This window comes from Cupriavidus basilensis (assembly GCF_000832305.1).
Lineage (GTDB): Bacteria > Pseudomonadota > Gammaproteobacteria > Burkholderiales > Burkholderiaceae > Cupriavidus > Cupriavidus basilensis_F.
Genome location: NZ_CP010537.1, coordinates 2,069,805 through 2,095,770 on the forward strand (window position 1 = coordinate 2,069,805; position 25,966 = coordinate 2,095,770).

Below are 25,966 nucleotides of genomic sequence, written 5' to 3' on the forward strand. Positions count from 1 at the left end.
CTAGAACCTCGGGATTTCTGGATGCGGCAGCATCCCACGCCGAACAGTCATGCGACCATATTCGGCACATCGATGCAGCGTCGGAATTACCTTCCCAGGATTCAAGAGCGATTGCGGATCGAATGCACGTTTCAGCGCAAACATTTGTTCTCGCTCTGCGCCTGAGAACTGAACGCACATTGAGTTCAGCTTCTCCACGCCCACACCGTGCTCTCCGGTCACCGTCCCGCCAAGCGTGACGCTTGTTTCCAGAATCTCTGCGCCGAATTGCTCCGCCTGGTGCAGTTCTTCGGGATTGTTGGCGTCGAAAAGGATCAGCGGATGTAGATTCCCGTCGCCGGCGTGGAACACGTTCACGCAGCGAAGCCCATAGCGCACCTCCATCTCGCTGATTGCTCGAAGGATCGCAGCGAGACTCTTGCGAGGAATCGTGGAATCCATGCACAGGTAATCCGGGCTCATGCGCCCCGTCGCGGGAAATGCATTCTTTCGCCCGCTCCAGAAACGAAGACGCTGCGCCTCGTCCTGACTTGCTTCAAGACGAGTGGCCCCGCTGGCGGTGAGGACGGCATTCATCTTCACAATCTCGTCCTCGACCTCCAACGCCGTCCCATCACTCTCGCACAATAGGATTGCGGCCGCGTCCAGGTCATAGCCAGCATGCACGAAGTCCTCTACGGCGGCGGTCATCGGCTTGTCCATCAGTTCCAGGCCGGCTGGGATGATGCCGGCCGCGATGACGTTGGCTACGGCGTCACCAGCGGCTTCGACGGTGTCGAAGCTTGCAACGATGCATCGCGCAAGTTCTGGCTTAGGAATTAACTTGACGGTGACTTCCAATGTCACTGCGAGCATCCCTTCACTGCCTACAACGACGCCGAGCAAATCGAGCCCAGGGACATCAAGGGCTTCCGATCCAAACTCTATCGCCTCGCCCTGAATGGTGTATCCCCGTACTTTCATTACGTTCTGCAACGTGAGTCCGTACTTGAGGCAATGGACGCCTCCGGAATTCTCGGCCACGTTTCCACCGATCGTGCAGGCAATCTGGCTGGACGGATCGGGGGCGTAGTACAGCCCATACGTAGCGGCTGCCTCACTGATTGCGGCGTTGCGTACACCGCATTGGACCACTGCGGTACAACTCACAGGATCTACCCTGACGATCCGGTTAAAACGAGCGAGCGAAAGGAGCACGCCCATCTCATGTGGGAGCGCACCGCCTGACAATCCCGTGCCTGCGCCCCGAGCCACGACGGGCGCACCGAGCGTCTTGCACGTTCGCAGAATGGCAACAACCTGCTCTTCTGTTTCGGGAAGCACCACGACGAGCGGCTGCGCCCGATAGGCCGTAAGGCCATCGCATTCAAATGGCTGGGTGTCCTCGCGCTGCGACAGGATAAGGTCCCTAGGCAGCACGCCTTCTAGCGCGGAAACCACTTCCGCACGCCGGGCTTCCCTCCGCTCAGCGTCAGTAGGATGTGCCAACCAGCCGTCACGCGTCGCATTCATGACTTTGCCCTCCTGGTGCGATGAAGCTGCGTCGTGCTGTGCCGGTCTATTGGATAATCAGTGCGGAGCGACGGCGCGACCGTAGCGAGCCGGCGAACCGCGCAATCAGCCTGGACGGATGCTGCAGCTCCAAGGCGGAGCGTTGCTTCCGGGCGCTGAGGCTCAAACGTTGAGCGATGAATGCGATGCATTGTGTGGGGAGGTTCTAATACACTTCTGTCAAAGGCGTCGACGAGACGCCATGACTTGACTGTAGACAATCACGCGATATAGCAGGTTGAGAGTTATTTGCGGTTGAGTTGCAGAAAACTTGATTGCCGTGTTTGGGCCGCTCAACTTAGCGAGTCGGTGAGCCACTCCATAAAGGCGGCGCACTCCCATCTCTCCAGGGCCCCAGGTTCCCAGCATAAGTAGTGCGCCATCGGTGAAGGCACGGATCGATCCGATATGCGGATGAGTCGCCCCCCCTCTAGCCATGACTGCGCCATACGGGTCCTCACTAGTGCCACGCCGAACCCGCACGCGGCTGCGTCATAGAGAAGCCCTAGATCGTTGAATTGAGCGCCCACATGCGGCTCCGTTCTCGTCAATCCACATGAGGAGAACCATGTCGTCCAAGGCTCAAGCGGGCTACGTATCAGACGCGCCTGGTCGATTTCACCCGCCATTTCGAAGCCTTCGAAGGGGCCGAACTCGTTGAGATAGGTAGGGCTGCAAGCCGGCGCCACCTCCTCCGAGAGAACGACGCGATGATCGACGTCCGCATATCCGCCGGCGCCGTACCGGATTTCCAAATCGGATGGCTCGGCTGTGACGTCCAGGAATGGGATGGAGACCTGCAAGATAAGGTCGATGTCCGGATACTTGTTGCGGAACAGTTCCAGTTTGGGCATCAGGAACTGCCTGGAGAAAGTTGGGGTCACCGCGACCCGCAGTCGCGTGGAAGAGGCTTTTCCATTTTTGACCGGCATCTGCTGTAGCGCAGCGAGGCCGCTTCGGACATTCGCCAGGTACGCTGCACCATGTGCAGAAAGCGTGAAGTCACTCCGCCCGAAGAGTTCAACACCGAGGTGAGATTCAAGCTGGCGGATTCGATGACTCACGGCGCTGGTTGTTACACACAACTCGTCGGCGGCACGTGTGGCGCTCCGAAGCCTTGCAACCGTCTCGAAGGTGACAAGACATTGAATGGGCGGGATGTGTTGCAGGGCCATATCTTCTCTCCGTTTGGTGGGCTACCCAGGGCGGATATGCCGCATGTCATCGCTTGAGGCCTAGGGAGCGGCCACACTTCTTGCTGCTCTGTCGCTCGAGCACCATGCCAACGCTGCAACGAGCAAGCGCCCCCAGATTGCTTGCTCAGGATCGACTCACTGGGTCCTCAGGCAAGGACGTACGTGACGCCCTGCAAGGGAAGACCACCAAGTAAGTCGCTCTCCAACCCACAGTGACCTCGCCGCGGGAAGGTCTCTTAGCGATCCGATCTCTTCGTCGACTCCTGCTCCAACCCATGGCCGCGACTGCGTTAACTGCTTGACATTATGCCGCACCAATCTAAACTTATGTAATCGATTGCACGCAGTGCTGTTTTCGCCTCATCACCGTACTGGCATTGGTTATTTACAGTCTCTGATGCAGGTTACCGTAACGTATGTAATCGATTACCACATCACACAGGAGGCAACAATGCAGGAACGTCGTCGTAAGTTTTACGGGTGGGGCTATGAGGGTGACACCGTCACGCCGGACGAAATCCGGGAGTTCGAGGCAGCGTGGACACGCTTGCTGGGTGTCGAGCACTTCGAAGCGACACCTTTTCCGACGCCCGAAGAAATTTCGCTGCGCAAACCTCGCGTACAGCTGCCCGCGTCGCTTCGCGAAATCTGCACAAGCGATCATTACGACCGCCTGTATCACACCTACGGCGCGGGCACCATGGATGTTGCGCGCGCAATGCGCCGGGAATTTTCCAACCCGCCGGACGTCATCGCCTACCCGCGCACTGAGCAGGACATCGTGGACCTGTTCGACTGGTGCGGGCGCCAGAACGTTGCTGCAGTTCCGTACGGCGGCGGCACCAGCGTCGTGGCCGGCGTGAATCCGCCCGAGCACGATCGTTACCGTGGCGTGGTGTCCATCGACATGAAGCACTTCAACAAAGTGCTGGAGGTAGACCAAACATCGCAGGCCGCGCGCATTCAAGCGGGCGTCCTTGGCCCGGAGCTGGAACGACAGCTCAAGCCCACCGGCCTGACCATGCGATTCTTCCTGCAAGCGTGGGAGTTCTCGTCACTGGGGGGTTGGATCGCAACGCGAGCAGCAGGCCACTTTGCGACCGCGTTCACTCAGATCGACGACCACGTCGAGAGCATGCGAGTGGTAACGCCCCAGGGTGCCATTGAATCCCGACGTTTCCCGGTATCGGGTTCGGGACCCAATCCGGATCGACTTTTCCTCGGCTCCGAAGGCGCACTGGGCATCATTACCGAGGCGTGGGTCAAGCTTCACCGCCGGCCGGTCTTCCGCAAGCAGGTGACCGTACGTTTCCGTGACTATGCGCGCGCTGTCGAGGCCACACGGGTACTGTCTCAATCTGGACTGAACCCTGCCAATGCCCGCCTTGTGGAACGCGAAGAAGCCTTGTACACGGGTTCGAGCGACGGCAGCTATGACATTCTCGTGCTGGGATTCGAGTCCGCCGACCACCCGGTCGAGGCACGCCTGAAGCGAGCACTGGAAATTTGCGCGGAGTGCGGCGGCGAATGGGACGATGATCCGGTCAGCGGAAACCAAGGTGGTGCGGACGCTGCGACATCGAGCTGGCGAAACAAGTTCCTGCGCGGCCCATACCTGCGCGAGTACGCCATTGCTCGCGGCGTCATGCGCGAGACCATGGAAACCGCGTGCACGTGGGACAAGTTCGCCGCTCTTCACGCGCACGTCAAGGCAGAAACGCATCGGGCCATTCGCGAAGTTACCGGCCGCCCGGGTTCGGTGACTTGCCGCTTTACCCACCTCTACCCTGATGGCCCTGCGCCATATTTCACGTGGTTTGCCTATGGCGATAAGGCTCGATTGCCCGAGCAGTTCCAAGCGATCAAACGCATTGGAGAGCAAGCCATGGTGGACGCAGGCGGTACGGTGACCCACCACCATGCGCTTGGTCGGGACCATCGCCCTTGGTACGACAAGGAACGGCCGGAGCTGTTCTGCACCGCGCTAAAGGCCGCCAAGCAGGCCTTTGATCCGCACCAGGTCTTGAACCCTGGCGTGCTGTTCGACCCGAGCTAATTAGTTAGAAACTCAAAAAAGAGGAGTAGGAGATATGGCAGGCCCCCTTGCAGGTATCAAGGTCCTAGACTTGAGCCGGATCCTTGCTGGACCCTGGAGCACGCAACTATTGTCCGACCTGGGCGCTGACGTGATGAAGGTTGAGCGTCCCGGCACCGGCGATGACACGCGAGCTTGGGGCCCGCCGTTCCTTACTCGTGAGGATGGCACGACGACGGAAGAGTCGGCGTACTTCCTTTGCGCCAATCGCGGGAAGCGTTCGATCACTCTGGATGTCAGCAGCAAGGTCGGTCAGGATTTGCTGCACGAGCTAGTCAAAGATTGCGACGTCTTCGTTGAGAACTACAAGTTCGGCGATATGCAACGTTACGGGTTGGACTTCAAGACCCTGAGTGAGATCAATCCTCGGCTCGTCTACTGCTCCATCACCGGCTTCGGGCAGACGGGCCCATACCGCAAGCGGGCTGGATACGATTTCGTGGTGCAAGCCATGGGCGGGCTGATGAGCATCACAGGCGAGCGCGACGGCGTCCCCGGTGGCGGCCCGCAAAAATGCGGGGTGCCCATATCGGACTTGATGACTGGCATGTATGCAAGCGTTGCAATTGTCAGCGCGCTATTTGAGCGAGTCGGCAGTGGCCGCGGGCAGTACATCGATATGAGCCTGCTGGATACGCAGGTGGCGTGGCTGGCAAACCAGGCCTCGAACTATTTGGTGGGCGGGAGCCACCCGCGTCGTTGGGGCAACGCGCACCCCAATCTCGCACCTTATCAGTCATTCCCTGCAAGCGATGGCTCTCTGATCGTAGCAGTCGGTAATGACCGGCAGTTCCGAGCCATGTGCGAAGCGCTGGGTTTAATCAATCTTCCGGATGATGACCGCTATCGACGCAATGCGGATCGTCTAAAGAACCGTGAAAGTCTTGTGGAGGTGCTCTCGGCTCGCTTTGAAGAAGAAGAGAGAGACACGTGGCTCAAACTGCTGGAATCGGTCGGCGTACCTTGTGGCCCGATCCAGAGCATTCCAGAAGCACTGGAGGATCCCCATATCCGGGCGCGTGAAATGGTTTTCTCTTTGCCCCACAGCAGCGGTGCAAGCGCGCCCCAGGTTGCGAACCCTATCAAGTTCTCTCGCAGCAGTATCGACTACCTTCGCGCGCCCCCAGCGCTGGGCGAACACACTGAAACCATCCTGAAAAATGAGCTCGGGAAGTCTGTGGAGCAAATTGAGGCAATGCGCCGCGATGGGACGATCTGACGTGTAATCCGCCCGACCACAGTGATCACCATAAAGATCACGTTCAAAGGAGACAGACATGCATCGATTGCTACGAATTGCGGGGGCATTAGCCGTTTGCGGAGTGACACTGACCATCGGTCTGGCCGCCGCCCACGCTAAGGAATGGCCGGTCCAGCCGATTCGGGTCGTTCTTCCATATCCCCCTGGCGGCGCCTCAGACGTGACCGCCAGGCTCCTAAGCGCTAAGCTTAGCCAGGCATGGGGAGAGTCTGTTGTTGTGGAGAACCGGCCTGGCGCAAACGGCATCATCGCTAATGAAGCCGTTGCGAAGGCGCAGCCTGACGGCTACACCGTGCTGATGGCCAACCTTGGGCCGAATGCCATCAACCCGGCCGTATACGGGAGACTTCCTTATGACACGCTGAAAGACTTTACGCCAGTTGTCTTGGTGACAAAGGTGCCGCTCATTATCGTCACGGCAGCAAATTCGCCGGTGAAGGACCTGCGCCAACTGGTCTCATTAGCAAAGGCCAAGCCAGGACAGATTACCTTTGGATCTGCAGGCAACGGTTCGGGCAGCCATCTGGCCGGGGAACTCCTTAGTACCATGGCTGGCGTCAAGATGAACCACGTTCCCTATAAGGGAGACGCGCCTTCGCTCACAGACGTGCTCGGTCAGCAGATCAATGTTGCCCTTCCCACCGCGCTTGCTGGAATGCCACATGTCAAGAGTGGAAAACTCAGGGCTCTTGCGGTCACGAGCAAGACTCGATTGCCGGCACTGCCCGATGTGCCGACGGTAGATGAAGCGCTCGGGATAAGCGGATACGAAGCCGTTTCTTGGGGTGGATTTATGGTGCCGACCGGGACCTCACCAGCCATCGTTGCTAAGATGAACAGCCAGTTCAACAAAGCCCTTCAGGATCCGGAGGTCCGCGACAAGCTGATGGCTCAAGGCGCGCAGATCGCAGGCGGCACCCCGGAAGCATTCGATGCGTTTCTGCGCACCGAAGTTACGAAATGGAAGCGCGTGGCTGATTCAGCAAAGGTCCGGCTCGACTAGCCCTCACCGGGAATGCCGGTCCGTCGTCGGGATACCCCCCGACGACGGAAACTGCCTGTGGACTACCAAGGTCGTTACAATGACGGCAGTCGGCCGATATCCCAGGCTGAAGATAACCGCTGATCCGATATGGTGAATGTCAAGCAAGTCGCCCTCCTCGCCGGCGTTTCCTCGGCAACAGTCTCCCGTGCACTGACATCGCCGGATCGGCTGCGACCTGACACGCTGGAGCGCGTGCAGAACGCCATCGCAAGCCTCAACTACGTCCCGTCTTCCTCGGCTCGGGACCTGCGTCAAGGGCGCACGCGATCGGTCGGCATCATTGCGCCGACACTGATGAACGAGCTTTACGCGAAAGCGGTCGATACCTTAGAGGCGCAGCTCGATCGGCTCGGATACACCGTTTTATTGACGTGCCACCGGGACGACAGTGAGACAGAACTACGCTGCGCGCGCGCGCTTTTGGAGCGCAGAGTCGACGGAATCGCCATTATCGGGTCACAGCATCACCCTGACGTCTTCTCGCTAATCCACAAGCATGCCATTCCGTATGTCCTAATGTGGGCCGTCGATCGTGAGGGTATGCATCCCACGGTGGGATATGACAATCGCTTGGCGATGCGCAGGTTGACGAGCTATTTGGTCAAACAGGGACATCGAAAGTTTGCCGTCCTCCCAGGGCCACTAGAGACTCAATTTCTCTCCTCTCAACGACTTCTGGGCATCCAAGACGTCCTCAGTGAGAACGGCATTTCGATACCCGACGACCGCATTCTCCCGACACCGTACGAAGCATCTGCCGTCCGGCAAGCGGTTCGGACCTGTCTCGAGCGTAATGACTCGCTGCCGCATCAGGAACAGCCGACTGCCCTGATATGCATCAATGACTTCGTTGCTGTGGCAGCGATCGCGGAGTGCCGCACATTGGGACTATCGGTTCCGAGCGACATCTCAGTTACAGGCTTCGGCGACTGGCAGATGGCGGAACTGATGACGCCCGCACTCACGACCGTACACTCGAATCCCGTTCTGATTGGCGAACTTACTTCTCGTAACCTGGTTGATCAGATTGAAGGCGGGTCCAAACGCATTCAGACCGAGTTCGAGCCTGACCTTGTAGTTCGCGAAAGTACGGCGCCGCCCCAATAGTTGGTGAGCCAAACTACGTTTTGTCGCTACGGACGGAACTCAGCCGTCGCTCTAGCTAGGCCCTCACCGGGCACAAAGCGGTCGAAGCATACGTTGTCCAGCTATTAAATGAAGCGTTGCAGACAACGTTCTGAGGGAATTCTTCAGTCATGCGGGGCGCCTAATGGATATCAGTCTCTGCTCCATCCTGATGTCCGCTTAGGGTGGGCCGGTAAGCGCCGGTCATGCCACTGACCTTTGATTGAGGCGTCAGGGTACCGCCGTTGCCAACTAAGTCGAACGTGTCCCAAAAAGCGGACACATTCGTCCCCTCCGGCGCGAGCCAGAAGCGTCACCGCACGAAAAGGGAGTTCGAACCTATTTCGGCCACCCCGCTTTGGCTGCCGCCGCATCCAGCGCACGAGAAAATCGCCCGATGTCTTCCGGCCGGAACTCGGCCAGAAACAGTTCTTTGACCGCCGCCTCGTAGATGCCCCACATCTTCTTGCGCAAGGCCTTACCTTGCCGTGTGACGGACACGAACGCGGCGCGGCCGTCTTCCTCTGACCGGATACGGGTCACCAGCTCTTCACGCTCCAGCCGGTCAATCAGGCGAGTCAGGTTGTACCGCTCGATGGCAAGCACATCGGCCAGCTCATGCATCCGGCGGCTTTCCTCCGGCCCGCTTTCAATCCCCCACAGCACGTCGTACCACGCGTAGACAGGCAGTCCAGCCTCGGCAAGACGCCGATCCACCTCACGTATCAAGGCCCGGTGCGACCGTACAAACGAAAACCACAAATCCGGCTTCTCAGTCGACATGGTATCTCCAATAGTTGCAGTTGCAATTATGCCGCAGAGCGCTCACAATGCCCAGACGATTGCAACTGCAATTTATTTGAAGCGCAATGGCCACGCCTATCCGACCGGGCCTGATGCGAACCGAAGCCCCGTCAATCCCATGGAGACAGAGATGAATGCCCCGGTGTTGCCGCTACACGTATTGCCGCTGGATGTGGACCCGCAGGAAACCCAGGAATGGATTGAGGCCCTGGCCGCCGTGACCGAAGTGGAAGGCCGCGAACGCGCCCACTACCTGATCGGCCGCCTGCATGAATCGGACGCGGCCCGACACGGGGATTTCCATGGCGCAATCACGACGCCCTACGTCAATACGATTGCCGAATCGGGCGAGCAGCCGTACCCAGGCGACACCTCGATCGAGCGCCGACTGGCCGCCATGGCGCGCTGGAATGCCATGGCGATGGTGTTGCGGGCGGGCAAGCACTCCAACGTCGGCGGGCATATCGCCACATATGGGTTCTCCGCTTTCTTCTGATGTCTACGGGTCGACCTTCGATTCTGTTGTTGAGGGTAAACCCCCCTTTGCGCCACATAGGTAGGCTACCTAACATTAGCCACCAATCGCCCTCGGAGATATTTCCATGACGGAGTCGCCTGCTCCCACCCCTTCCTCCAACCCATCTTCCGCGGTAGAAGGGCGCTGTCCTTTTGATGCGGCTGCGAACGAGCCGAAATCAGCGTGTCCTTTTCACGCTGAGGGCGACAGCGGCGGAATCCCAGATTTCCCCCCTAAGCGCGTAGATCCCTTGGCGCCGCCGCCGGTGTTCTTCCAGATGCAACAGAAGGGCGAATTGGCACAAGGTAAGCTTTGGGACGGAAAGATCGCTTGGCTTGTCACGCGTTATGACGATGTTCGCGCTGTCTTGTCGGACTCTCGCTTTAGCTCCGACGTCTCACATCCGGGATTTCCCTCTTCCAGCGCCGCAGTAAAGGTTGTTCGGAGTAGTAACCGGACCTTCATTACCATGGATGAACCCAAGCATTCAGAGCAACGGCGGATGCTGACCAGCGAATTCACGATCCGAAAGATCGAGAATCTGCGGCCGCGACTTCAGGCCATCGTGGACAAGCTCTTGGAAGATTTTGCGATGGGGCCGCAGCCTTCTGACCTGGTTAGCGCCTTTACATTGGCGACACCAGCATTGGCTATCTCAGAGTTGCTTGGTGTTCCATACGACGATCACGACTTCTTCCAAGAACAGGCGATGATCATGACGTCGAGCACCGCGACGAGGGAAGAGGCTAGCGCCGCGAATCAAGCGTTGTGCGAATACCTGCGTGAACTGGTGGCGAAGAGATCCGAAAGCCCCGGGGAGGACATCCTCAGTCGCCTTATCGTTAATCATGTACGGAAGGGCGATATCACTGAAACAGACGTGGTCTCGCTTGGAAGGCTTCTGCTGATTGCCGGGCACGAGACGACGGCAAATACGACGTCGATGGGGGTGCTCTTCCTACTTCAGAGGCCGGACATCTGGGAAGAGCTTCGCCAGAATCCAAGCCTCGTTCCAAACGCGGTGGAGGAGATGCTACGCTTCCTGGATGTCATACAGTCCGGGACGCGACGTGTCGCACTGGAGGACGTTGTCGTGAATGGGCAATTGATCCGAGCCGGTGATCCCGTTGTCGTGCTTAGTATTTCCGCAAATCGCGACCAGGAGCAGTTCAAAGATCCCCACGTCTTTGACCTCCGCCGTGATGCCCGGACACAGATCGCATTCGGATACGGCCCGCATCAGTGCATGGGACAAGTTCTCGCCAGAGTCGAAATGCAGATCATGTTCACCGCCCTACTGAAGCGCCTGCCGAATCTTCGGCTGGCCGTGCCCATCGAGAGCCTCGCGTTCAAGAGCGATTCGCTCATGTATGGTGTTAGGGCACTGCCCGTTAGCTGGTAAATCCACTACGGCGAATCACGATGAAAATCACAATCTATCCCGAAAAATGCTGCGGTTCCGGCCAATGCGTCGTCAATGCGCCGGATCTGTTCGACCAAAAGGATGACGGAATCGTCATTCTTTTGAATGCCGATCCGTCGGCCGATCAATACAAAATCTGCACGCTTGGCTGCTGGGATCTGTCCGGCGTTGGCAATCGAGATTCACGAGGCTCTCTGATGATTCCCCTAAGCAAATCGTAGTCATCGGGGCAACGGCCGCCGGCATCACGGCGGCACGAGCAGCCTGCGCGCGCGAGGCTGGGGCGGATGGTACTTCCATCGCAAAAGAGGGCGGCCTGCCCAACGGCCGCCCATCTCTTTCGAAGCGGTTGATGGCTGGCAAACGTTCAGTAGAGCTCCTCTAAATAGATCGCCTAGCGGGCATAAAATTTCATTCCGCAAATAACATCTGCCGAAACTTTAAATCTATTATAGAAAGATGACTCAAAGTCATAGGATTGGCTCCACCCAATTCTGTTCGAAATATCCGGTATAGATCTTTCCAGTCCTGCCAATTCGAACAGCGAACGCATAAGCCGCTGCGTGTTACATATTTCCGTGAAGCAATTGCCCTGGCTGAAGAGGGTCCGCCTGACTCTCGAGGATGTTGTCTGCAAACTATCCGCTATATCTGCAATATTCCAAGCTTCCTTTGGATTCATAAACACCGACAATGAAATTGCCTCCCAAAGCGGCCTGGAATCCCACAGATCGTGCATTGGTTGATCACGCACCACAGAATAACTAGTTACATCCAGATCGAAGCTGCAATGCGAGCTCTTAAAAATAGAGCCGCCCAAGAACAGACTCGCAGGAGAAAAAGCGGGGAGCTTCACGAACTTCCCCTCTTTAATTACGCGTGAATAGCCTTGTCGGATGATTATCTGCTCGCCACTCAACGAAGTCACTTTCATTGGAATTGGAAGAAAAATATCATGGATCCCGACTTGGCTTCGTGACTGAAGTTGCGTCTGCATCAATTACGCTACTATCCCGGTCCGATACTATGAGCAGCGCGAGGATGTACCACCGCGCTGCCGGAAACGATGAGGGTCACCCGCCATCGCAATTCATCGAGCACTTACTCTTCGCGGCGCCTTAGGCAGCCTTGTCAAGCTCGGGATGCATGGAGTCCGACATCTGCGCCAGATGATGCAGCGTATCTCCGAACACCGATTCCATTTGGGTAAGGCGTCTAAAATAGTGGCTGACGATATACTCATCCGTCATTCCAATCCCACCGTGCAATTGCACGGCCTGCTGGCCGACGAATCGCATCGACCCGCCCAACTGATATTTCGCTTGTGCCATGGCGCGACGTCTCTGGTTCGCCGGCGCGTTGACGTTGAGCGAGGCGTAGTAGCTCATAGACCTCGCGAGCTCTAGACTCATCTTCATATCTGCGACGCGGTGACGCAACGCTTGGAAGCTCGCGATAGCGACGCCGAACTGCTTGCGCGTCTTCATGTAATCCACCAGAGCCTCCAGGGTTACGTCCATCACGCCCACGGCCTCTGCACACGTCATTGCAATGCCAAGATCCACGGCATACGACAGGCAATCCTGGCCTTCGCGGGTGACTAGCGTGCCCGGCGCCTTCGACAACGTCAGCTCCGCGGCGCGCGAGCCGTCGACAGTTTGATAAGGGTGTACCAATACACCTGGGGCGGAGCGCTCCACAAGGAACGCTCCGAGAGTGTCAGCAATCATGGCGGGTACAATGTACGCAGCAGCATGATCGCCAACCGGCACGAGGCTCTTACTCCCAGTAAGCTCCCAACCTTCCGCCGTCTCGACTGCTCGCGTCTCGCACGTATCGATGCGATAACGATTCGCGCGCTCCTGCTGGGCCAGTACGACCAGACTTTCTCCAGAAGCGATCGTAGGCAGCCACGCCGCACGTACGCTTGCTTCGGCGTAGTTCGACAGCACTGCACCCGCAAGTAGAACTTGCGCCAGCGGTTCGAGTACGATGCCCCGCCCCAGTTCCTCCATAACCACCATAACGTCGACCGGCCCCATACCGACGCCGCCATACTCTTCTGGGACGTAAAGTCCAGTCAGCCCAAGCTCCGCAAGCTCCGAATACGCGTCCGGGGAAAATCCGCCGCTGCTCTCGGAACTGCGACGGTGCTCAAACGTATAGCTACGCTTTACCCACTTTCTTACTGCATCTCGCAGTTGGTCCTGGTCGTCAGTGAATTCGAAATCCATGCTCTACTCCTTTATCCGAGGACCACTTGCGAAACAATGTTACGCTGCACTTCATTGGAGCCACCGTAGATAGTGGTTTTCCGCAGATTAAAATATGTCGCGGCAAGCGGAGCGTTCCGTCGCTCTCCACCTGGGAACTCGCCATCCCACTCCGTCAACATAGCGTCTTGAATAAATGGGAGGCTATAGGGACCTGCAGCCAGCATCATCAATTCACTGTAGCGCTGTTGAATCTCACTGCCTCGGATTTTCAGTAGGCCTGCGATATCCAATGGATTCTTCCCGGATTTTTCTGCCGAGATAACGCGAAGAACCAGCATTTCGAGCGCGATAATATCTACCTCGAGCTTCGAAACCTCGTCTTTGAAACGAGGGTCGTCCATCATGCCTTCTGCAGCCGCGATTCGCTTCAGGCGTCGGAGCTCACGCTTGGCACGCCCGACTTCTGCAATGTTCGAGCGTTCGTGACTGAGAAGGTGTTTGGCATAGGTCCAGCCCTTATTTTCTTCGCCAATCAGGTTCTCAACGGGGACCTCAACATTGTCGAACCAGACCTCATTGACCTCGCACTCGCCGTCCAGCAGCTTAATGGGCCGAACCGTGACGCCAGGCGAACGCATGTCAATGAGCAGGAAACTGATCCCTGCCTGCGGCTTCCCTTCTGTATTGGTCCGGACGAGACAGAAAATCCACTCCCCGTACTGAGCCAACGTGGTCCAGATCTTTTGACCATTGACTATGTACTTGTCTCCCTTTCGCTCCGCTCGTGTCTTGAGCGAAGCCAGGTCGGAACCCGATCCCGGCTCGCTGTAACCCTGGCTCCACCAAACATCGCCCGTCACAATGCCGGGCAAGAAGCGCGCCTGTTGCTCAGCGTTACCAAATGCCATGATGACTGGTGCCACCATGACAGGCCCATAGGGCACGAGTCGCGGTGCTCCTGCCAACGCGCACTCTTCCTCGAATATGTGCCGCTGCACTGGTGTCCAGCCCGTGCCGCCGAACTCGACTGGCCACTTATACGTCAGCCAACCCTTTTTCCCCAGAATTTGGTGCCAACGCTGCATATCGGTGCGGGATAGCTGCAGTCCGTTGTGCACCTTGTGCGAGATCTCCTTCGGCAAATGGGCGTCGATCCACGCATGTACCTCTTTTCTAAATTCCTGCTCTTCTTCTGTGAAATTCAGATCCATTTCTCAGTCCCCTACTGTGTTAGTTAGTCCTAGCGGCCCACGAAAACGGGAGCGCGACGCTCCTTGGCCGCCAACGCCCCTTCCCGGGCGTCTTCACTCCTGGCCAGCATCTGAGCTTGGTACTGGGCGCTATAGCCTGCCTCAACCAGTCCTACCGGAATCGAGTGTCTCGCCGCCTGTTTGAGGAAACGCAGTACCAGCGGCGCTGCGCTCGCAATCTGACGCGCTGTCACTAGAGCTGCCTCTGTTTCGCTTCCTGGTTCACAGAGTTCGTTTACGAATCCGACTTCATAGGCCCGTTGGGCGGATACCGGGCGCCCGGTCAACATGAGCTCCATCGCGATCTTGTGGGGAATCCGACCGACCAGCGAGCTAATCAAGCCGGCTGCCATGCCTAGGCGACCTTCGGGATAAACGAAGGTCGTTGCCGAAGTCGCTACACAAAGATCGCAGAATGCAAGCATCGATACGCCCGCCGCTATCACGGGGCCATTAACCGCTGCAATAACCGGCTTTCCAATGTCAAATGCGACATTGGGAATGGCATGCCAAAAGGAATCCGGTGGATCGTTCGTGTCGAGGCCTGCCGTAAACACCGACCCCTCTGCACGTAGCAGGGCAACGCGATCCTCTGAGCCCGCGAAGTCTTGCCACGCGTCGTGCAACGCGTCGCACATTTCCGAGTTCAGCGCGTTTCTCTTATCCGGCCGATTCATCGTAATGACCCGGACGAAATTTTCTGATTCGATTTTTATCAACTCGGCCATGGCGTTCTTAACGCTTCTTGTTCAGGAAGGATTTGAAGATTTCCTGAGTGGCTTCGGTATTCAAGAGTTCGGCGAACATCTTCACTTCCAGGTCGAGCGCAGAACCCACAGCGGCACGATTCTCGTGGTTCAACATCCGCTTTGTCGCGCGTACCGAAGCCTTGGGAAGCTTTGCCAGTTCGGCAGCCGTTTCGCGCGCCCGTGCAAGGGCTTCCCCGTCCTGCGTCAGCGACGTCAGAAGCCCGGCATCGAAAGCTTCTTCTGCATCAAAGAACTTTCCAAGCATCAACCACTCACGTGCCTTCCGGACACCTACCAGCGATTCGAGCAGGTAGCTGGATGCGCCCTCGGGGCACAGACCCAGCGATACGAACGGCATGCGGAAGCGCGCATCTTGGGATGCGTAGGCAAAATCGACGTGTTGCAGCATCGTGGCGCCGATTCCAATCGCCAGTCCCTCGACTGCTGCGATTAGCGGCACATCGATCGCGGCCATCTTCCGGAGAAGCGTGACAGCAGGGGAATCTTCATTACCCCGCCGGGTCTGGAAATCATTGATATCGGCACCGACAGTGAAGTGTCCGCCCGCACCATGCACGATGACTGCGGCACATTCCTTGTCCGCGTTGGCCTCATCCAGAAGACGGGTCAGTTCCTGGTACATCGCGGCGCTGATCGCATTGCGCTTTTCTGGACGCGCAATGCAAATCTCCAGGACGTTTCCGACATTATTAGCTTGGATGCTCATGATTGCTCCTGAAGTGTCTTTTTTGACGTTTGGCAACTAATCACCCCACGTTCTTCGAGACCGGCGATGTGGTCCGCGGAAAGTTCTAGCAAGTCGGAAAGCACGTCTTCTGTGTGCTGACCGAGTTTCGCGGGCGCCCGAACGTAGTGCACCGGCGTTTTACTGAATTTGATGGGATTGGCGATGCCCCGTACCGAGCCGATACCTTTGTCAACCGGCACGTCGATCGCCATCTGACGGTGGATGACCTGTGGGTGAGCAAAGGCTTCCTTGTAGGTATTGATACGACCGTGCGGGATATCCGCTGCGGAGAACGCGGCAAGCCAATGCTCGGTTTGGCGCGCCGCAAGAACCGACGACACCTGCGCAATTAGCGCCTCTCGATTCCGAATGCGTCCGGATGCGGAATAGAACGTCGAATCCCGGGCCAGTTCTTTGGCGTCGATCGCTTGGCAAAAGCGTTGCCACTGGGAATCGTTCCCCACAGCAACTACCACCTTACCGTCTGCCGTATCAAAGACTTGATACGGTACGAGAGACGGATGCGCGTTCCCCCACCGGTGCGGTTCGGCGCCATTGATCAGGCACGACAATCCCTGATTCGACGACAAGCCAACCAGACAATCGAGCAGTGCCAAATCGATGTGCTGACCTTCTCCCGTGACATTCCTGTGGTTCAACGCGGCGAGGATCGCGACCGTCGCATACAGTCCCGTCGTCAGATCAGCAATGGCGATCCCGACCTTCTGTGGCCCACCACCAGGCTCGTCATCACGCTCGCCCGTTATGCTCATCAGCCCGCTTTCCCCCTGGAAAACGAAGTCGTAGCCGGGGCGGTCAGCGTACGGCCCGGATTGGCCGTACCCGGTGATAGAGCAATAGATCAGGCGCGGATTGATCTTTTTCAGACTGTCGTAGTCAAGCCCTCGACGAGCCAGATCACCAACCTTAAAGTTCTCTACAAAGATGTCGCACTCAAGAACGAGCTTACGGATCAGATCCGCACCGTCTGGGTTGGCGATGTCCACGCCAACCGATCGTTTGTTCCGATTTGCGGAAGCGAAGTAGGTGGAATCCTCAAGCACTTCCGCTTCACTCGTCATCGCATACGGCGGCCCCCACTGCCGCGTATCATCCCCTCGCGATGGGTGCTCAATCTTGATGACATCGGCTCCCATGTCGCCCAGCATCTGGGTACACCATGGCCCTGCGAGCACTCGCGTCATATCCAATACGCGAATGTTCCCTAGAGCTTGTTTCTGCATAAGAGACATCCCGTCATCCCTCGTTCATTTGGATAGATTTGTACTCGAGGAACTCATCCAAACCGACGTGACCCGCCTCCCGGCCAACACCGCTTTGTTTGAAGCCGCCGAAGGGCGCTACGGGGTTGAATCGGGCGCCGTTAATATCGACCTGTCCTGCACGAATCTTCTTAGCGGCGTCGAGTGCGAGGTCAGGATCGCCCCAAACGGCCGCCGCCAGGCCATACACCGTTGCGTTGGCGATGCGGATGCCGTCGTCGATTTCGTCGTAGGGAATCACGCAGAGCACGGGGCCAAACACCTCTTCCTTGGCCAGATAGTTATGTTGATCTGTGAGAAACACCTTCGGGCTGACGAAGAATCCTGCAGGCGGAACATCCTGGCCTGACGCGATGAGCGTGGCGCCCTCCGCTACCCCTTTTTCCGCTAGTTCCTGCACGCGGTCACGCTGCTTGCCAGAAATGAGCGGGCCGATCCGATGGCCTTCGACGAGGCTGGATCCGACAGAGAACTTGGCGAGTTCTTGCTTCACCAGGGCTTCGACGGCCGACACATCACGCGAGTGAACAATCAACCTGGTCAGCGCGCTGCAAGTCTGACCGTTGTTGAGGAAGCAGGAAGCGAGCGTTCCCTTGACGGCCACAGTCAGGTCCGCACCCGGCAATACCAAGGAAGGCGACTTGCCGCCCAATTCCAGCGTCACCTTCTTAATGGTCGACGCGGCCAAGCAAGACACTGCACGACCCGCTTCCGTGGATCCTGTGAAGCTAACCATGTCCACGCCGTCAGCTCGCGCCAACGCTGCGCCCACTACCGCACCCAAGCCGTTCACAACGTTCACCACGCCCGAAGGAAAGCCTGCGTCATTGATGGCATCGCAGATAAGGCGCGTTGTTCGGGGCGTCAATTCACTTGGTTTGAGCACGACTGTGTTCCCGGCCAGAAGCGCGGGCACCACCTTCAGAATGATCTGATGAAGCGGGAAATTCCATGGCGTGATACATGCCACGACGCCGAATGGCTCCCGGACGATGACAGATGGGCCCGTTCGCGATTGCCATGGAAATCCTTCCGCCAGCTTTACGAAGTTCCCAATGTTCCGAATGGGCGAGTCGACTTGAACGATGCGTGAGATCTTCAAGGGCGTGCCAACCTCAGCCGCGATAGCATCGGCCAACGACTCCTGCCGATTTGTGAGTTGGTCTTTTAGGCGATTAAGAATTGCGCATTTGTCCGACACGGATGTTGCGGACCAGCTGGCCAATGCGTTCTGCGCGGCACCCAAGGCGAGACCGACGTCCTCCTCGGTACCTGGAAGAATTTGGGCCGATACCAGGCCAGTATTCGGGTCCTCTACGTCGATGAGCTGTGTGCCAGAAGCACGGCGCCACGATCCCCCGATGTATTGCTGATCGAAGATCTCCGGCATCACGACTGCACCTCTGAAATCTCTTCGACTTTCTCGGGGCTACCGGACCATCCCCACGCCAACGAGGTTCGGGATACACCAAGTAGGACGCCATTCAGCGCGCTCGGATGGATCCAGAGGCCGTCCTGCTCGGGCTTGCCCGTGTCGGTCCTTCGGGTCCACTTTGCGTTGCGCGATTCGAGTCGCCTGATTACGTCCGCCAAATCATGCGTTTCGATGTAGCACATGTAAAGTGCGTCACCTCGCTTGCCCGAAAACCTGCCCATGGCAAAGGCGGGATCATGCGCTTCAGCCAATTCGATGCGATCGAGACGATCCGGCGCGAACATCAGCAGCGTGCCTTCATAGCCAAATCGCGCGAACGTGATGTCTACTGCCTTGTCGCGCTGCAGGCCCAGTTTTCGCGCGTAGCAATCCGCGACTTCTCGCCAGTCGGTGCTGAGAACCATGGTGAGCTCGTACAGAAACGACACAGGACCATTCGCTCGAACCCGCGCTGCCGCTTCGCTGACAACGAGTGGCATGCCATAGAGGCCGCCCGCGTTCAAATAGAGACGGCCGTCGGCTTCAGCAAATCGGATACCTTGCTCGGCAAGGAACCTCTGGCATTCAGCCAGGCTAGCTGTCGAGACCCCTCCAAAGAAGAGGCCTTCCCCGAAGCTATCAAGATGATCACTTACGACCCCTGCTCCCCGCGGGGTCCAAAGTTCGACCGTGCTTTCGCCGATTACCAGGCTACGGCCACGGGCATTCAGATGGTCGCTTGCAAGCTCATCAAGATACTGCGCCCCAAGTACTTCCCTGTAGTTCTGCTCTGCTTGATCGAGGTCGCGCACCGCAACGAGGATTCTGTCAACCGAGTTCAACATTGCTTCTTCCTTAAAGTAACTGACCTACTGCACGGTGATGTGCGCGGTACGAATGAGCTTTTGCCATTTCGCCGACTCCTGCTGGATGAATCGGCCGAACTCATCTCGTCCTGCGCCAGAGATGATTCCGCCGATGTCGCCAATCTTGCTGCGGACGTCAGGCATCTTGAGTACAGCTTGAATTTCGGCATCCAAACGGGTGACGATCGGCTTCGGCGTTGCGGCAGGTACCAAGACGCCGAACCAACCAGTGATCTGATAGTTGCTCAGACCAGCTTCAGTCATCGTTGGGACGTCCGGCAGCAACGGGGAACGGACAGCACTCGTGATGGCGAGTGCGCGAACCTTTCCGCCTTTTACGAGATTCAATGCCGAAGGCATGTTGTCAAACATGATCGGTACATGGCCTGCCATCGTGTCGTTCAGGCCGGGGCCGCTACCGCGGTATGGCACATGAACCATGCGCAGGCCCGCTGTCGAAGCGAACAGTTCACCCGCCAAGTGCAAAGATGTTCCGTTGCCAGGCGTTGCGTACGACAAGGGATTGGGCTGTTGCTTCGCGTACTGAACGAGTTCCTTCACCGATTTGACCGGCAGTTGCGGGTTGACCACCAGCAGGTTGGGAACCTCCGCCAGGAGCGTCACCGGCGCGAGATCTCGCGTGGGAGAAAAGCGAGCGTCGGGAGTAAGCGTGGGGTTGATGGCAATAGGACCAATATTGCCCATAACGATGGTGTATCCATCAGCGGGCTGTTTCGCAACATAGGCCGTGCCAACATCGCCCCCAGCGCCTGGCTTGTTCTCGATCACCACGGGCTGCCCGAGTCGTTCAGAGAGCTTGGCACCGACGATACGTGCCAGCATGTCAGTGGTGCCGCCCGGCGGATACGGCACGACCCACTTGATCGGGCGACTCGGCCAGGACTCGCTGGCGTTCGCAACAGATTGACCGGTCGCTGCCCAGCACCCCACCACAGCGGCGCTAAAGCCCAATATCCATCGTTTCATTCGTTGTCTCCTGACCTCAAGAAGCAGGTTGCATCTCAAGGGCACCTGGTTTATGATGTTCACTAGGTGAACTAGCGGTACACAGGGTGTACGAATGAAGAATAATAGATCGATCCAACGCTGTCTAGCGGTGCTGCGCGCTTTCCGAGAGAACGGGCGACCTACGTTGGCGGAGTTGTCGCGTGCCGTAGACCTGCCGCACCCGACCGTTCTGCGCTTTCTATTGACTTTGGAGGAGGAGGGATATGTCGCGCGCGAGGGCAACCAATGGCGCTTGACTACCCGAGTCTTCGAAATCGGCTTTGCTGCTTTGGAAAGTTTGGGAGTGACAGACTCGGTTCAGCAGATGCTCCAGCAACTGGCTGACACGTACGCAGGAACATCCAACCTGGGTGAAGCGAACCCCGACGGGGTGATCATTATTGGAAGGGCGATGGCACTCGCGGAACGCCGTCGCCTCGTGGTGATGAATCTCCGGGTTGGAAGCATCCTGCCTCCAAGTAGCGCGCTCACACAGGCGTTGACCCTCGGGGTCGGTGAATGGGCGATGGTCGAGTATCCAGAGAGCAATCAGATCTCAGTTGCAGTCCCGCTTGCTCGGGTTGGCAACCGCCAGCTGGCTATCGGGATTTCCACATCGCCAGCCGAGGCGACACCCGAAAGGATCGAGAATGAAATCATTCCAACACTTCAGAATGCCGCAGCGATGGTCTCAAGGCTTGTTGGGATGGGGCCAGCGTAGGGAGTTCGCTCATCGCCCCGGGTGCGGAACCGTCGACTGATCAACACGAATCTGCCCGCTTGGCCGCTGGGATCTGTCCGGCGCTTGCAATCGAGGTTCACGAGGATCTCTGATGATTTCCCGTGAGCACATCGTAGTCGTCGGGACACCCGCCGCCGGCATCACGGCATCACGGCATCACGGCGGCACGAGCGCTGCGGGCGCAAGGGCTGGCCCGGACGCCTTACTCTCATCGGAAAAGTAGGCGGCTTACCCTAGCATGGCGCTCATTGGACACGCCGACGAGGCCAGTTTCGCGACGGCTTGTGAAACGCGACGCATCATACTGACGCACGATTCTGATTTCTTGGATGATCAGCGCTTCCCATTTCACCGTAACCCAGGCGTGGTCGTTCTACTAGCTGCAACTGGCAATGGGACGCTGGAAATCGCATTAGCAGATCACTTGCGCATACTAACGCCCCGTACGGCAACGCCCATGTTGGCGCCAATATCTTCGCAACAGACGATCGAGAATGGACCGTCCGCAGGCATACTCGCGCCGAAGGAACGCACGTTGAAACCCGCATCAAGCTGCATCCAGGAGATGACGCCCTAATTTGGGAGTAGCGGAGGCGTACCTAGCTACGCAGACGATTCTGCGACATGAAAGTTGCCGGGCAGGATCAATCTTCGAAGCTGTTCTGATGCGTGGTGTCTGCGACACTGCCGCTTTGGCTGGCGGTCAACGTAAAGGCATTGAGATCTGGGGCCGCTCAGTAGCCAGTACTTTGAGCCCGCATCCGATACTCCAGATCAATGCGGCCACCTTGGTTGTCAGCGTGCTCGTACTGATGATGGCGCGACAACCCGGTGTTCTGGCGATGCACAACTGTCATAGTTGCTGCGGCGCGATCCGTCACTAGGGAATCGCCTTATGTGGACGCCTCCCGGATTGCAAGCCGATTGACATGGTGGTCGACAGGTGAAGGCAGCACGCCTATGTCCGGCCCTTTTGTGCAGGCCGCTCAGCCTGCTGGCCCATATGGAATTCGCTGGCGAGGTCCTCATCTGATCATCGAGCGTTGCTGCTCACATTCCCTATCGGGTTTTCCTCGCCCCGGTCCAACCTGTTAGCCATCATGCGATCAATGCTTGCGCTCCTTGAGAAGAAGTCAGTTCAGGCGGGCCACGCACCTGGCTATGCAGCCATGGCGGGTGCCGTGTATCTCGTATCCCTTGCTAGCACCGCCCAGATGGTCCGGGCGAGTTTGTTGGCTACGGCAGCCACCACTACATTGAAAGGACGTCGCTGAAGCAATCCGTCGAGCCAGGCGGTTCATGCGCCTTTGATGATCACCGATCTGGCGCCGTGTATGAGTAGGGTGCGCAGGTAGGTGTCACCTCGCTTGCTAATGCCAAGCTGGCGCACGTGACCACCGGTGCCCGTTTGTTTCGGTACCAAGCCTAACCAGGCAGCGAACTCACGCCCGGAGCGAAACGTTTTGGCATCGCCGATCGCAGCCACCGCAGCCGTGGCGGTTAGCAGCCCCACGCCAGGAATTTCAGCGATCTTCTGGCATTCCTGATTGTCGCAAAGCGCAACCTTGAGCCGACGTTCCAGCACAGCGATTTCCTTGTCGGTTGCCTGCACGCGTGCCCATTGCTCTCGTAGGCTGTCGATCAGTATGGCTGGCAAGCGATTCGCGATCTTGGCAAGCGCACCAGAAATTTTTTCGGCAAATTCCCGAGATCCTTCCGGAAGGACTTCACCAAACTCATAGAGTAAGCCGCGCAATGCGTTCGTCTGCATGATCCGGAACTTCATCAGTTGAGCCCGGATGCGGTGCAGCGCCAGAATGGTCTGTTGCTGCTCGCTCTTGATCGCAACAAACCGCGCCTCGGGCTGCTGGACTGCTGTCCAGATAGCTCTGGCATCGGCAGCGTCGGTTTTATTACGCAACACAAAGGGACGAACCGATCGCACAGAGATGAGCTTCACTTCGTGGCCGAGCTTCTGCAGTTCTCGTGCCCAACGGTGGGCGCTGCCGCAAGCTTCGATGGCAATGAGTGAACGCTCCCGCTGAGCAAGGAAGTCGGTGACCTGGCTCCGCTTCAACTTGATGCGCTCGATTTCACCGGTGTTGGCATTCACCGCATGAAGTTGGAAGACATGCTTGGCAATATCCATGCCGATGACGGTAAGCTTCATTTTGGATCGTCCCGATCAGGGTCGTTTGCAATCGACACCTCCACTTTGGCATAGGGATGCCATGGCAGCGAGGACCCTTACAGTTACTCTTGCAGGTAAGCGGCGCCCCGTTGCCGGGGGGAGGCGTCCATACCATCTGATTAAATCAGTGCGCGAGTCATCGAGGCATTGGGTGAGCGCGTTGTCATGAGCGTGTCCATGATTCAGGTCCTGTGATGAAGCGACAGATCAGTTTTGCGGAAGCGGAAAGTCACGGCAAGAAGCGTGTGACGCGCCGCCAGCGCTTCCTGTCGGAGATGGAGAGCGTGGTGCCGTGGGCGCGCCTGATTGCGGCGGTCGAGCCGTACTACCCCAAGGGCAAACGTGGCCGGCCGCCGATCGGCCTTGAGCGGATGCTGCGCATTTACTTCCTCCTGCAGTGGTACGGGCTGTCGGACGAGGCACTGGAAGACGCGCTGTACGACAGCATGGCGATGCGGGCGTTTGCCGGGATCGACCTGGCAGTCGAGGCGGTGCCAGACGCGACCACGCTGCTGAAGTTTCGCCGCCTGCTCGTCGAGCATGAACTGACGCGAAAGCCGACGGCTTCGGGAAGAGTTTGCCAAGTTGCAGGTCGAGGTCAATGAAGAGAAGAGTCGCACGGTGGATTTGGACTGCGGTGAGAGCTTTGGCTTTCTGGGATTCGACTTCCGTCGATTGCGCAGCATAAAGAGACAGGTGTGGCGAGCGCACTATACGCCCAAGTTGAAGAAACGCACGGCGTTGCTGCGCAAACTCAAGGAGGTGTTCAGGCGATACCAGTCGCAGCCGGTGGATCGGGTGGTGCAACTGATAAATCCGGTGCTACGTGGCTGGGTGAACTACTTCGCGGTCGGACACTCCAGTGAGTGCTTCAGCTTCATCCAGGACTGGGTGGAAAAGAAGGTCAGGCGCCATCTGGAGCGCTCCCGGAATCGTCGGGGCTTCGGCTGGAAGACGTGGAGTAGGCGGTGGCTCTATGACGAACTGAAGCTGTTCAACGGCTATCGGGTTCGTCGTCGACCATCGACGAAAGCGGCCCCGGCATGATAGGTCCCATATACCTTGACATGAAGCAAACAGGAAAGCGTAGTGCGGGAAAACCGCATGCTGCGTTTGACGTGGCGGGAGTTGGAAACGTGACTATGGTCGCCGGATTGCGGGCCATCGCGAAAGCGGTGGAATCACCACCGGCACCTGAAGGTGCGCGCGCCAGTTCTCGACCCTACCTTAGGGGGCAGTGGCGCAGAAATGCGCCGCTGCTACCCGACGTCGGCGTGGATGCGGCCTCTGGGCTGGTGCATAGCGTGGTGGGCACAGCGGCCAAGAGTCGGACGTGTCGCAGGCCCATGCCTTGCTGCATGGCCACGAGGAGCATGCGTTTGGCGACGCGGGCTACACGGGCGTGGACAAGCGCGAGGAGATGCAAGGCAAGACCGTGAAGTGGCAGGTGGCCGTCAAGCGCGGCAAGATCAAGGCGATGTGTGACGGAGCCGTCAAGGACTTGCTGATCGCCGTCGAGCGGGTCAAGGCACAGATTCGGTCGCGGGTTGAGCATCCGTTCCACGTTATCAAGAATCTGTTTGGTCATCGCAAGGTTCGCTACAAGGGCCTGTTCAAGAACACGGCGCAGTTGTTCAGCCTGTTTGGTTTGGCGAATCTGGTGTTCGCCAGGAGGCTGTTGTTGTCCTTAGAGGGGAGCAATCCGTCCTGAGCGCGCAAAAGCGCGACCAGGAAAGGTGCGAAACGCGAGAAAGACGGCTTGAATCGGCCCATCTCTCCCGGATTGCGAAAGCTGAAGTCCTTGGCTTGTGCAACATCAAGCGCAAACCTCATTGATCAGCAATTCCTTAGTGACAACGGTGCCGCTCATTATCGTCACAGCAGCAAATTCGCCAATAAAGGACCTGCGCCAACTAGTCTCGATGGCAAAGGCTAGGCCAGGGCAGATCACCTTTGGATGCGCCGGCAATGGTTCGGGCAGCCATCTGGCCGGGGAACTCCTTAGTACCATGGCTGGCGTCAAGATGAACCACGTTCCCTATAAGGGAGACGCGCCTTCGCTCACAGACGTGCTCGGTCAGCAGATCAATGTTGCCCTTCCCACCTCGCTCGCGGGAATGCCGCAAGTCAAGAGTGGAAAGCTCAGGGCGCTCGCGGTCACGAGCAAGACTCGATTACCGTCACTGCCCGATGTGCCCACGGTAGATGAAGCACTCGGGATAAACGGCTACGAAGCCGTTTCCTGGGGCGGGTTCATGGTCCCGAGCGGGACATCACAGGCCATCATTGCTAAGATGAACAGCGAGTTCAACAAAGCCCTTCAGGATCCGGAGGTCCGCGACAAGCTGATGGCTCAAGGAGCGCAGATCGCAGGCGGCACGCCTGAGGCGTTCAATGCGTTGCTTCGCGCCGAAGTTTCGAAGTGGAAGCGAGTGGCAGATTCAGCAAAGGTCCGGCTCGACTAGCCTCACCAGGGATGTCG

At 57.8% G+C, this 25,966-nt stretch carries 22 protein-coding genes and 4 pseudogenes; 13 read left to right on the forward strand and 13 right to left on the reverse strand.

The window, feature by feature from the left end; all coding sequences use genetic code 11:
• Together RR42_RS29885 and RR42_RS29890 are read right to left on the reverse strand one after the other, a co-directional pair.
• Positions 1-1,512: an FAD-linked oxidase C-terminal domain-containing protein gene (locus tag RR42_RS29885; RefSeq protein ID WP_043355338.1), complete on the reverse strand. Its 1,512-nt coding sequence runs from the start codon at positions 1,510-1,512 to the stop codon at positions 1-3.
• Between the two features lie 332 nt (positions 1,513-1,844).
• Positions 1,845-2,726 (reverse strand): LysR substrate-binding domain-containing protein, encoded by an 882-nt coding sequence (locus RR42_RS29890; RefSeq protein ID WP_043355340.1) that lies wholly within the window; start codon positions 2,724-2,726, stop codon positions 1,845-1,847.
• A gap of 472 nt (positions 2,727-3,198) precedes the next feature.
• Here RR42_RS29890 and RR42_RS29895 point away from each other — a divergent pair, with 472 nt between their 5' ends.
• The 4 genes from RR42_RS29895 (at position 3,199) to RR42_RS29910 (ending at position 8,255) form a co-directional block, all read left to right on the forward strand.
• Positions 3,199-4,803: an FAD-binding oxidoreductase gene (locus RR42_RS29895; RefSeq protein WP_043355342.1), complete on the forward strand. Its 1,605-nt coding sequence runs from the start codon at positions 3,199-3,201 to the stop codon at positions 4,801-4,803.
• A 34-nt stretch (positions 4,804-4,837) separates the two neighbouring features.
• Positions 4,838-6,061, forward strand: a complete 1,224-nt coding sequence (locus tag RR42_RS29900; protein WP_043355344.1) for a CaiB/BaiF CoA transferase family protein — start codon at positions 4,838-4,840, stop codon at positions 6,059-6,061.
• Between the two features lie 58 nt (positions 6,062-6,119).
• The gene (locus tag RR42_RS29905) at positions 6,120-7,106 is read left to right on the forward strand and encodes a Bug family tripartite tricarboxylate transporter substrate binding protein (protein ID WP_043355346.1); all 987 of its coding nucleotides are present in this window, start codon (positions 6,120-6,122) and stop codon (positions 7,104-7,106) included.
• Between the two features lie 129 nt (positions 7,107-7,235).
• Positions 7,236-8,255, forward strand: a complete 1,020-nt coding sequence (locus RR42_RS29910) for a LacI family DNA-binding transcriptional regulator (protein ID WP_043355348.1) — start codon at positions 7,236-7,238, stop codon at positions 8,253-8,255.
• Between the two features lie 357 nt (positions 8,256-8,612).
• On the opposite strand, the gene RR42_RS29915 is transcribed toward RR42_RS29910, so the two are convergent.
• Entirely contained in the window at positions 8,613-9,056 is a 444-nt protein-coding gene (locus RR42_RS29915) for a MarR family winged helix-turn-helix transcriptional regulator (RefSeq protein ID WP_043355349.1), read from the reverse strand.
• Positions 9,057-9,207: 151 nt separating this feature from the next.
• Here RR42_RS29915 and aceE point away from each other — a divergent pair.
• The 3 genes and pseudogenes from aceE to RR42_RS39015 form a co-directional block, all read left to right on the forward strand.
• A pseudogene (aceE, locus tag RR42_RS29920) lies at positions 9,208-9,570 on the forward strand (pyruvate dehydrogenase (acetyl-transferring), homodimeric type); the annotation flags it as partial.
• Between the two features lie 109 nt (positions 9,571-9,679).
• Entirely contained in the window at positions 9,680-10,996 is a 1,317-nt protein-coding gene (locus RR42_RS29925) for a cytochrome P450 (protein WP_081201625.1), read from the forward strand.
• 20 nt (positions 10,997-11,016) lie between these two features.
• A complete protein-coding gene (locus RR42_RS39015) occupies positions 11,017-11,238 on the forward strand; it encodes a ferredoxin (protein ID WP_196765233.1) in 222 nt (73 codons plus the stop codon).
• A 173-nt stretch (positions 11,239-11,411) separates the two neighbouring features.
• Here RR42_RS39015 and RR42_RS40085 read toward each other — a convergent pair whose 3' ends face one another.
• From RR42_RS40085 to RR42_RS29965, 9 genes are all read right to left on the reverse strand, one after another.
• Entirely contained in the window at positions 11,412-12,014 is a 603-nt protein-coding gene (locus tag RR42_RS40085; protein WP_124684263.1) for a hypothetical protein, read from the reverse strand.
• A gap of 121 nt (positions 12,015-12,135) precedes the next feature.
• Complete coding sequence (locus tag RR42_RS29930; RefSeq protein WP_043355352.1) at positions 12,136-13,251, reverse strand: acyl-CoA dehydrogenase family protein; 1,116 nt, start codon at positions 13,249-13,251, stop codon at positions 12,136-12,138.
• 11 nt (positions 13,252-13,262) lie between these two features.
• A complete protein-coding gene (locus RR42_RS29935; RefSeq protein WP_043355354.1) occupies positions 13,263-14,444 on the reverse strand; it encodes an acyl-CoA dehydrogenase family protein in 1,182 nt (393 codons plus the stop codon).
• Positions 14,445-14,473: 29 nt separating this feature from the next.
• The gene (locus tag RR42_RS29940; protein WP_043355356.1) at positions 14,474-15,211 is read right to left on the reverse strand and encodes an enoyl-CoA hydratase/isomerase family protein; all 738 of its coding nucleotides are present in this window, start codon (positions 15,209-15,211) and stop codon (positions 14,474-14,476) included.
• 7 nt (positions 15,212-15,218) lie between these two features.
• On the reverse strand, positions 15,219-15,959 hold the full coding sequence (locus tag RR42_RS29945; RefSeq protein ID WP_043355358.1) for an enoyl-CoA hydratase/isomerase family protein: 741 nt from the start codon (positions 15,957-15,959) through the stop codon (positions 15,219-15,221).
• Complete coding sequence (locus RR42_RS29950) at positions 15,956-17,224, reverse strand: CaiB/BaiF CoA transferase family protein (RefSeq protein ID WP_043358200.1); 1,269 nt, start codon at positions 17,222-17,224, stop codon at positions 15,956-15,958. The genes RR42_RS29945 and RR42_RS29950 overlap by 4 nt, the downstream gene beginning before the upstream one ends.
• 13 nt (positions 17,225-17,237) lie before the next feature.
• The gene (locus RR42_RS29955) at positions 17,238-18,653 is read right to left on the reverse strand and encodes an aldehyde dehydrogenase family protein (protein ID WP_043355360.1); all 1,416 of its coding nucleotides are present in this window, start codon (positions 18,651-18,653) and stop codon (positions 17,238-17,240) included.
• The gene (locus tag RR42_RS37970; protein WP_052495072.1) at positions 18,653-19,522 is read right to left on the reverse strand and encodes a VOC family protein; all 870 of its coding nucleotides are present in this window, start codon (positions 19,520-19,522) and stop codon (positions 18,653-18,655) included. The genes RR42_RS29955 and RR42_RS37970 overlap by 1 nt, the downstream gene beginning before the upstream one ends.
• A 24-nt stretch (positions 19,523-19,546) precedes the next feature.
• Positions 19,547-20,530 (reverse strand): Bug family tripartite tricarboxylate transporter substrate binding protein, encoded by a 984-nt coding sequence (locus RR42_RS29965; protein WP_043355363.1) that lies wholly within the window; start codon positions 20,528-20,530, stop codon positions 19,547-19,549.
• Between the two features lie 94 nt (positions 20,531-20,624).
• Between RR42_RS29965 and RR42_RS29970 the strand changes: the two genes are divergently transcribed.
• On the forward strand, positions 20,625-21,272 hold the full coding sequence (locus RR42_RS29970) for an IclR family transcriptional regulator (protein WP_043355366.1): 648 nt from the start codon (positions 20,625-20,627) through the stop codon (positions 21,270-21,272).
• Between the two features lie 259 nt (positions 21,273-21,531).
• Positions 21,532-21,870, forward strand: coding sequence for a DUF5615 family PIN-like protein (locus RR42_RS41825; protein ID WP_373424146.1), 339 nt, complete (start codon positions 21,532-21,534; stop codon positions 21,868-21,870).
• A 582-nt stretch (positions 21,871-22,452) separates the two neighbouring features.
• On the opposite strand, the pseudogene RR42_RS29975 reads toward RR42_RS41825, so the two are convergent.
• Positions 22,453-23,463 (reverse strand): annotated as a pseudogene (locus RR42_RS29975) (IS110 family transposase).
• A 215-nt stretch (positions 23,464-23,678) separates the two neighbouring features.
• Between RR42_RS29975 and RR42_RS29980 the strand changes: the two are divergent.
• From RR42_RS29980 to RR42_RS29995, 4 genes and pseudogenes are all read left to right on the forward strand, one after another.
• Positions 23,679-24,041, forward strand: a pseudogene (locus RR42_RS29980) (IS5/IS1182 family transposase); the annotation flags it as partial.
• A 28-nt stretch (positions 24,042-24,069) separates the two neighbouring features.
• Positions 24,070-24,531 (forward strand): group II intron maturase-specific domain-containing protein, encoded by a 462-nt coding sequence (locus RR42_RS29985; RefSeq protein WP_224039293.1) that lies wholly within the window; start codon positions 24,070-24,072, stop codon positions 24,529-24,531.
• A 221-nt stretch (positions 24,532-24,752) separates the two neighbouring features.
• A pseudogene (locus RR42_RS29990) lies at positions 24,753-25,195 on the forward strand (transposase); the annotation flags it as partial.
• Positions 25,196-25,316: 121 nt separating this feature from the next.
• Positions 25,317-25,949: a tripartite tricarboxylate transporter substrate-binding protein gene (locus tag RR42_RS29995; RefSeq protein ID WP_231108945.1), complete on the forward strand. Its 633-nt coding sequence runs from the start codon at positions 25,317-25,319 to the stop codon at positions 25,947-25,949.
• Positions 25,950-25,966: the final 17 nt, after the last annotated feature.

Excerpts from the sequence above, each read along its gene's own strand:
- RR42_RS29885 (WP_043355338.1), bottom strand. The coding sequence starts at position 1,512 with ATGAATGCGACGCGTGACGGCTGGTTGGCACATCCTACTGACGCTGAG.
- RR42_RS29890 (WP_043355340.1), bottom strand. The coding sequence starts at position 2,726 with ATGGCCCTGCAACACATCCCGCCCATTCAATGTCTTGTCACCTTCGAG.
- RR42_RS29895 (WP_043355342.1), top strand. The coding sequence starts at position 3,199 with ATGCAGGAACGTCGTCGTAAGTTTTACGGGTGGGGCTATGAGGGTGAC.
- RR42_RS29900 (WP_043355344.1), top strand. The coding sequence starts at position 4,838 with ATGGCAGGCCCCCTTGCAGGTATCAAGGTCCTAGACTTGAGCCGGATC.
- RR42_RS29905 (WP_043355346.1), top strand. The coding sequence starts at position 6,120 with ATGCATCGATTGCTACGAATTGCGGGGGCATTAGCCGTTTGCGGAGTG.
- RR42_RS29910 (WP_043355348.1), top strand. The coding sequence starts at position 7,236 with ATGGTGAATGTCAAGCAAGTCGCCCTCCTCGCCGGCGTTTCCTCGGCA.
- RR42_RS29915 (WP_043355349.1), bottom strand. The coding sequence starts at position 9,056 with ATGTCGACTGAGAAGCCGGATTTGTGGTTTTCGTTTGTACGGTCGCAC.
- RR42_RS29925 (WP_081201625.1), top strand. The coding sequence starts at position 9,680 with ATGACGGAGTCGCCTGCTCCCACCCCTTCCTCCAACCCATCTTCCGCG.
- RR42_RS39015 (WP_196765233.1), top strand. The coding sequence starts at position 11,017 with ATGAAAATCACAATCTATCCCGAAAAATGCTGCGGTTCCGGCCAATGC.
- RR42_RS40085 (WP_124684263.1), bottom strand. The coding sequence starts at position 12,014 with ATGCAGACGCAACTTCAGTCACGAAGCCAAGTCGGGATCCATGATATT.
- RR42_RS29930 (WP_043355352.1), bottom strand. The coding sequence starts at position 13,251 with ATGGATTTCGAATTCACTGACGACCAGGACCAACTGCGAGATGCAGTA.
- RR42_RS29935 (WP_043355354.1), bottom strand. The coding sequence starts at position 14,444 with ATGGATCTGAATTTCACAGAAGAAGAGCAGGAATTTAGAAAAGAGGTA.
- RR42_RS29940 (WP_043355356.1), bottom strand. The coding sequence starts at position 15,211 with ATGGCCGAGTTGATAAAAATCGAATCAGAAAATTTCGTCCGGGTCATT.
- RR42_RS29945 (WP_043355358.1), bottom strand. The coding sequence starts at position 15,959 with ATGAGCATCCAAGCTAATAATGTCGGAAACGTCCTGGAGATTTGCATT.
- RR42_RS29950 (WP_043358200.1), bottom strand. The coding sequence starts at position 17,224 with ATGCAGAAACAAGCTCTAGGGAACATTCGCGTATTGGATATGACGCGA.
- RR42_RS29955 (WP_043355360.1), bottom strand. The coding sequence starts at position 18,653 with ATGCCGGAGATCTTCGATCAGCAATACATCGGGGGATCGTGGCGCCGT.
- RR42_RS37970 (WP_052495072.1), bottom strand. The coding sequence starts at position 19,522 with ATGTTGAACTCGGTTGACAGAATCCTCGTTGCGGTGCGCGACCTCGAT.
- RR42_RS29965 (WP_043355363.1), bottom strand. The coding sequence starts at position 20,530 with ATGAAACGATGGATATTGGGCTTTAGCGCCGCTGTGGTGGGGTGCTGG.
- RR42_RS29970 (WP_043355366.1), top strand. The coding sequence starts at position 20,625 with ATGAAGAATAATAGATCGATCCAACGCTGTCTAGCGGTGCTGCGCGCT.
- RR42_RS41825 (WP_373424146.1), top strand. The coding sequence starts at position 21,532 with ATGGCGCTCATTGGACACGCCGACGAGGCCAGTTTCGCGACGGCTTGT.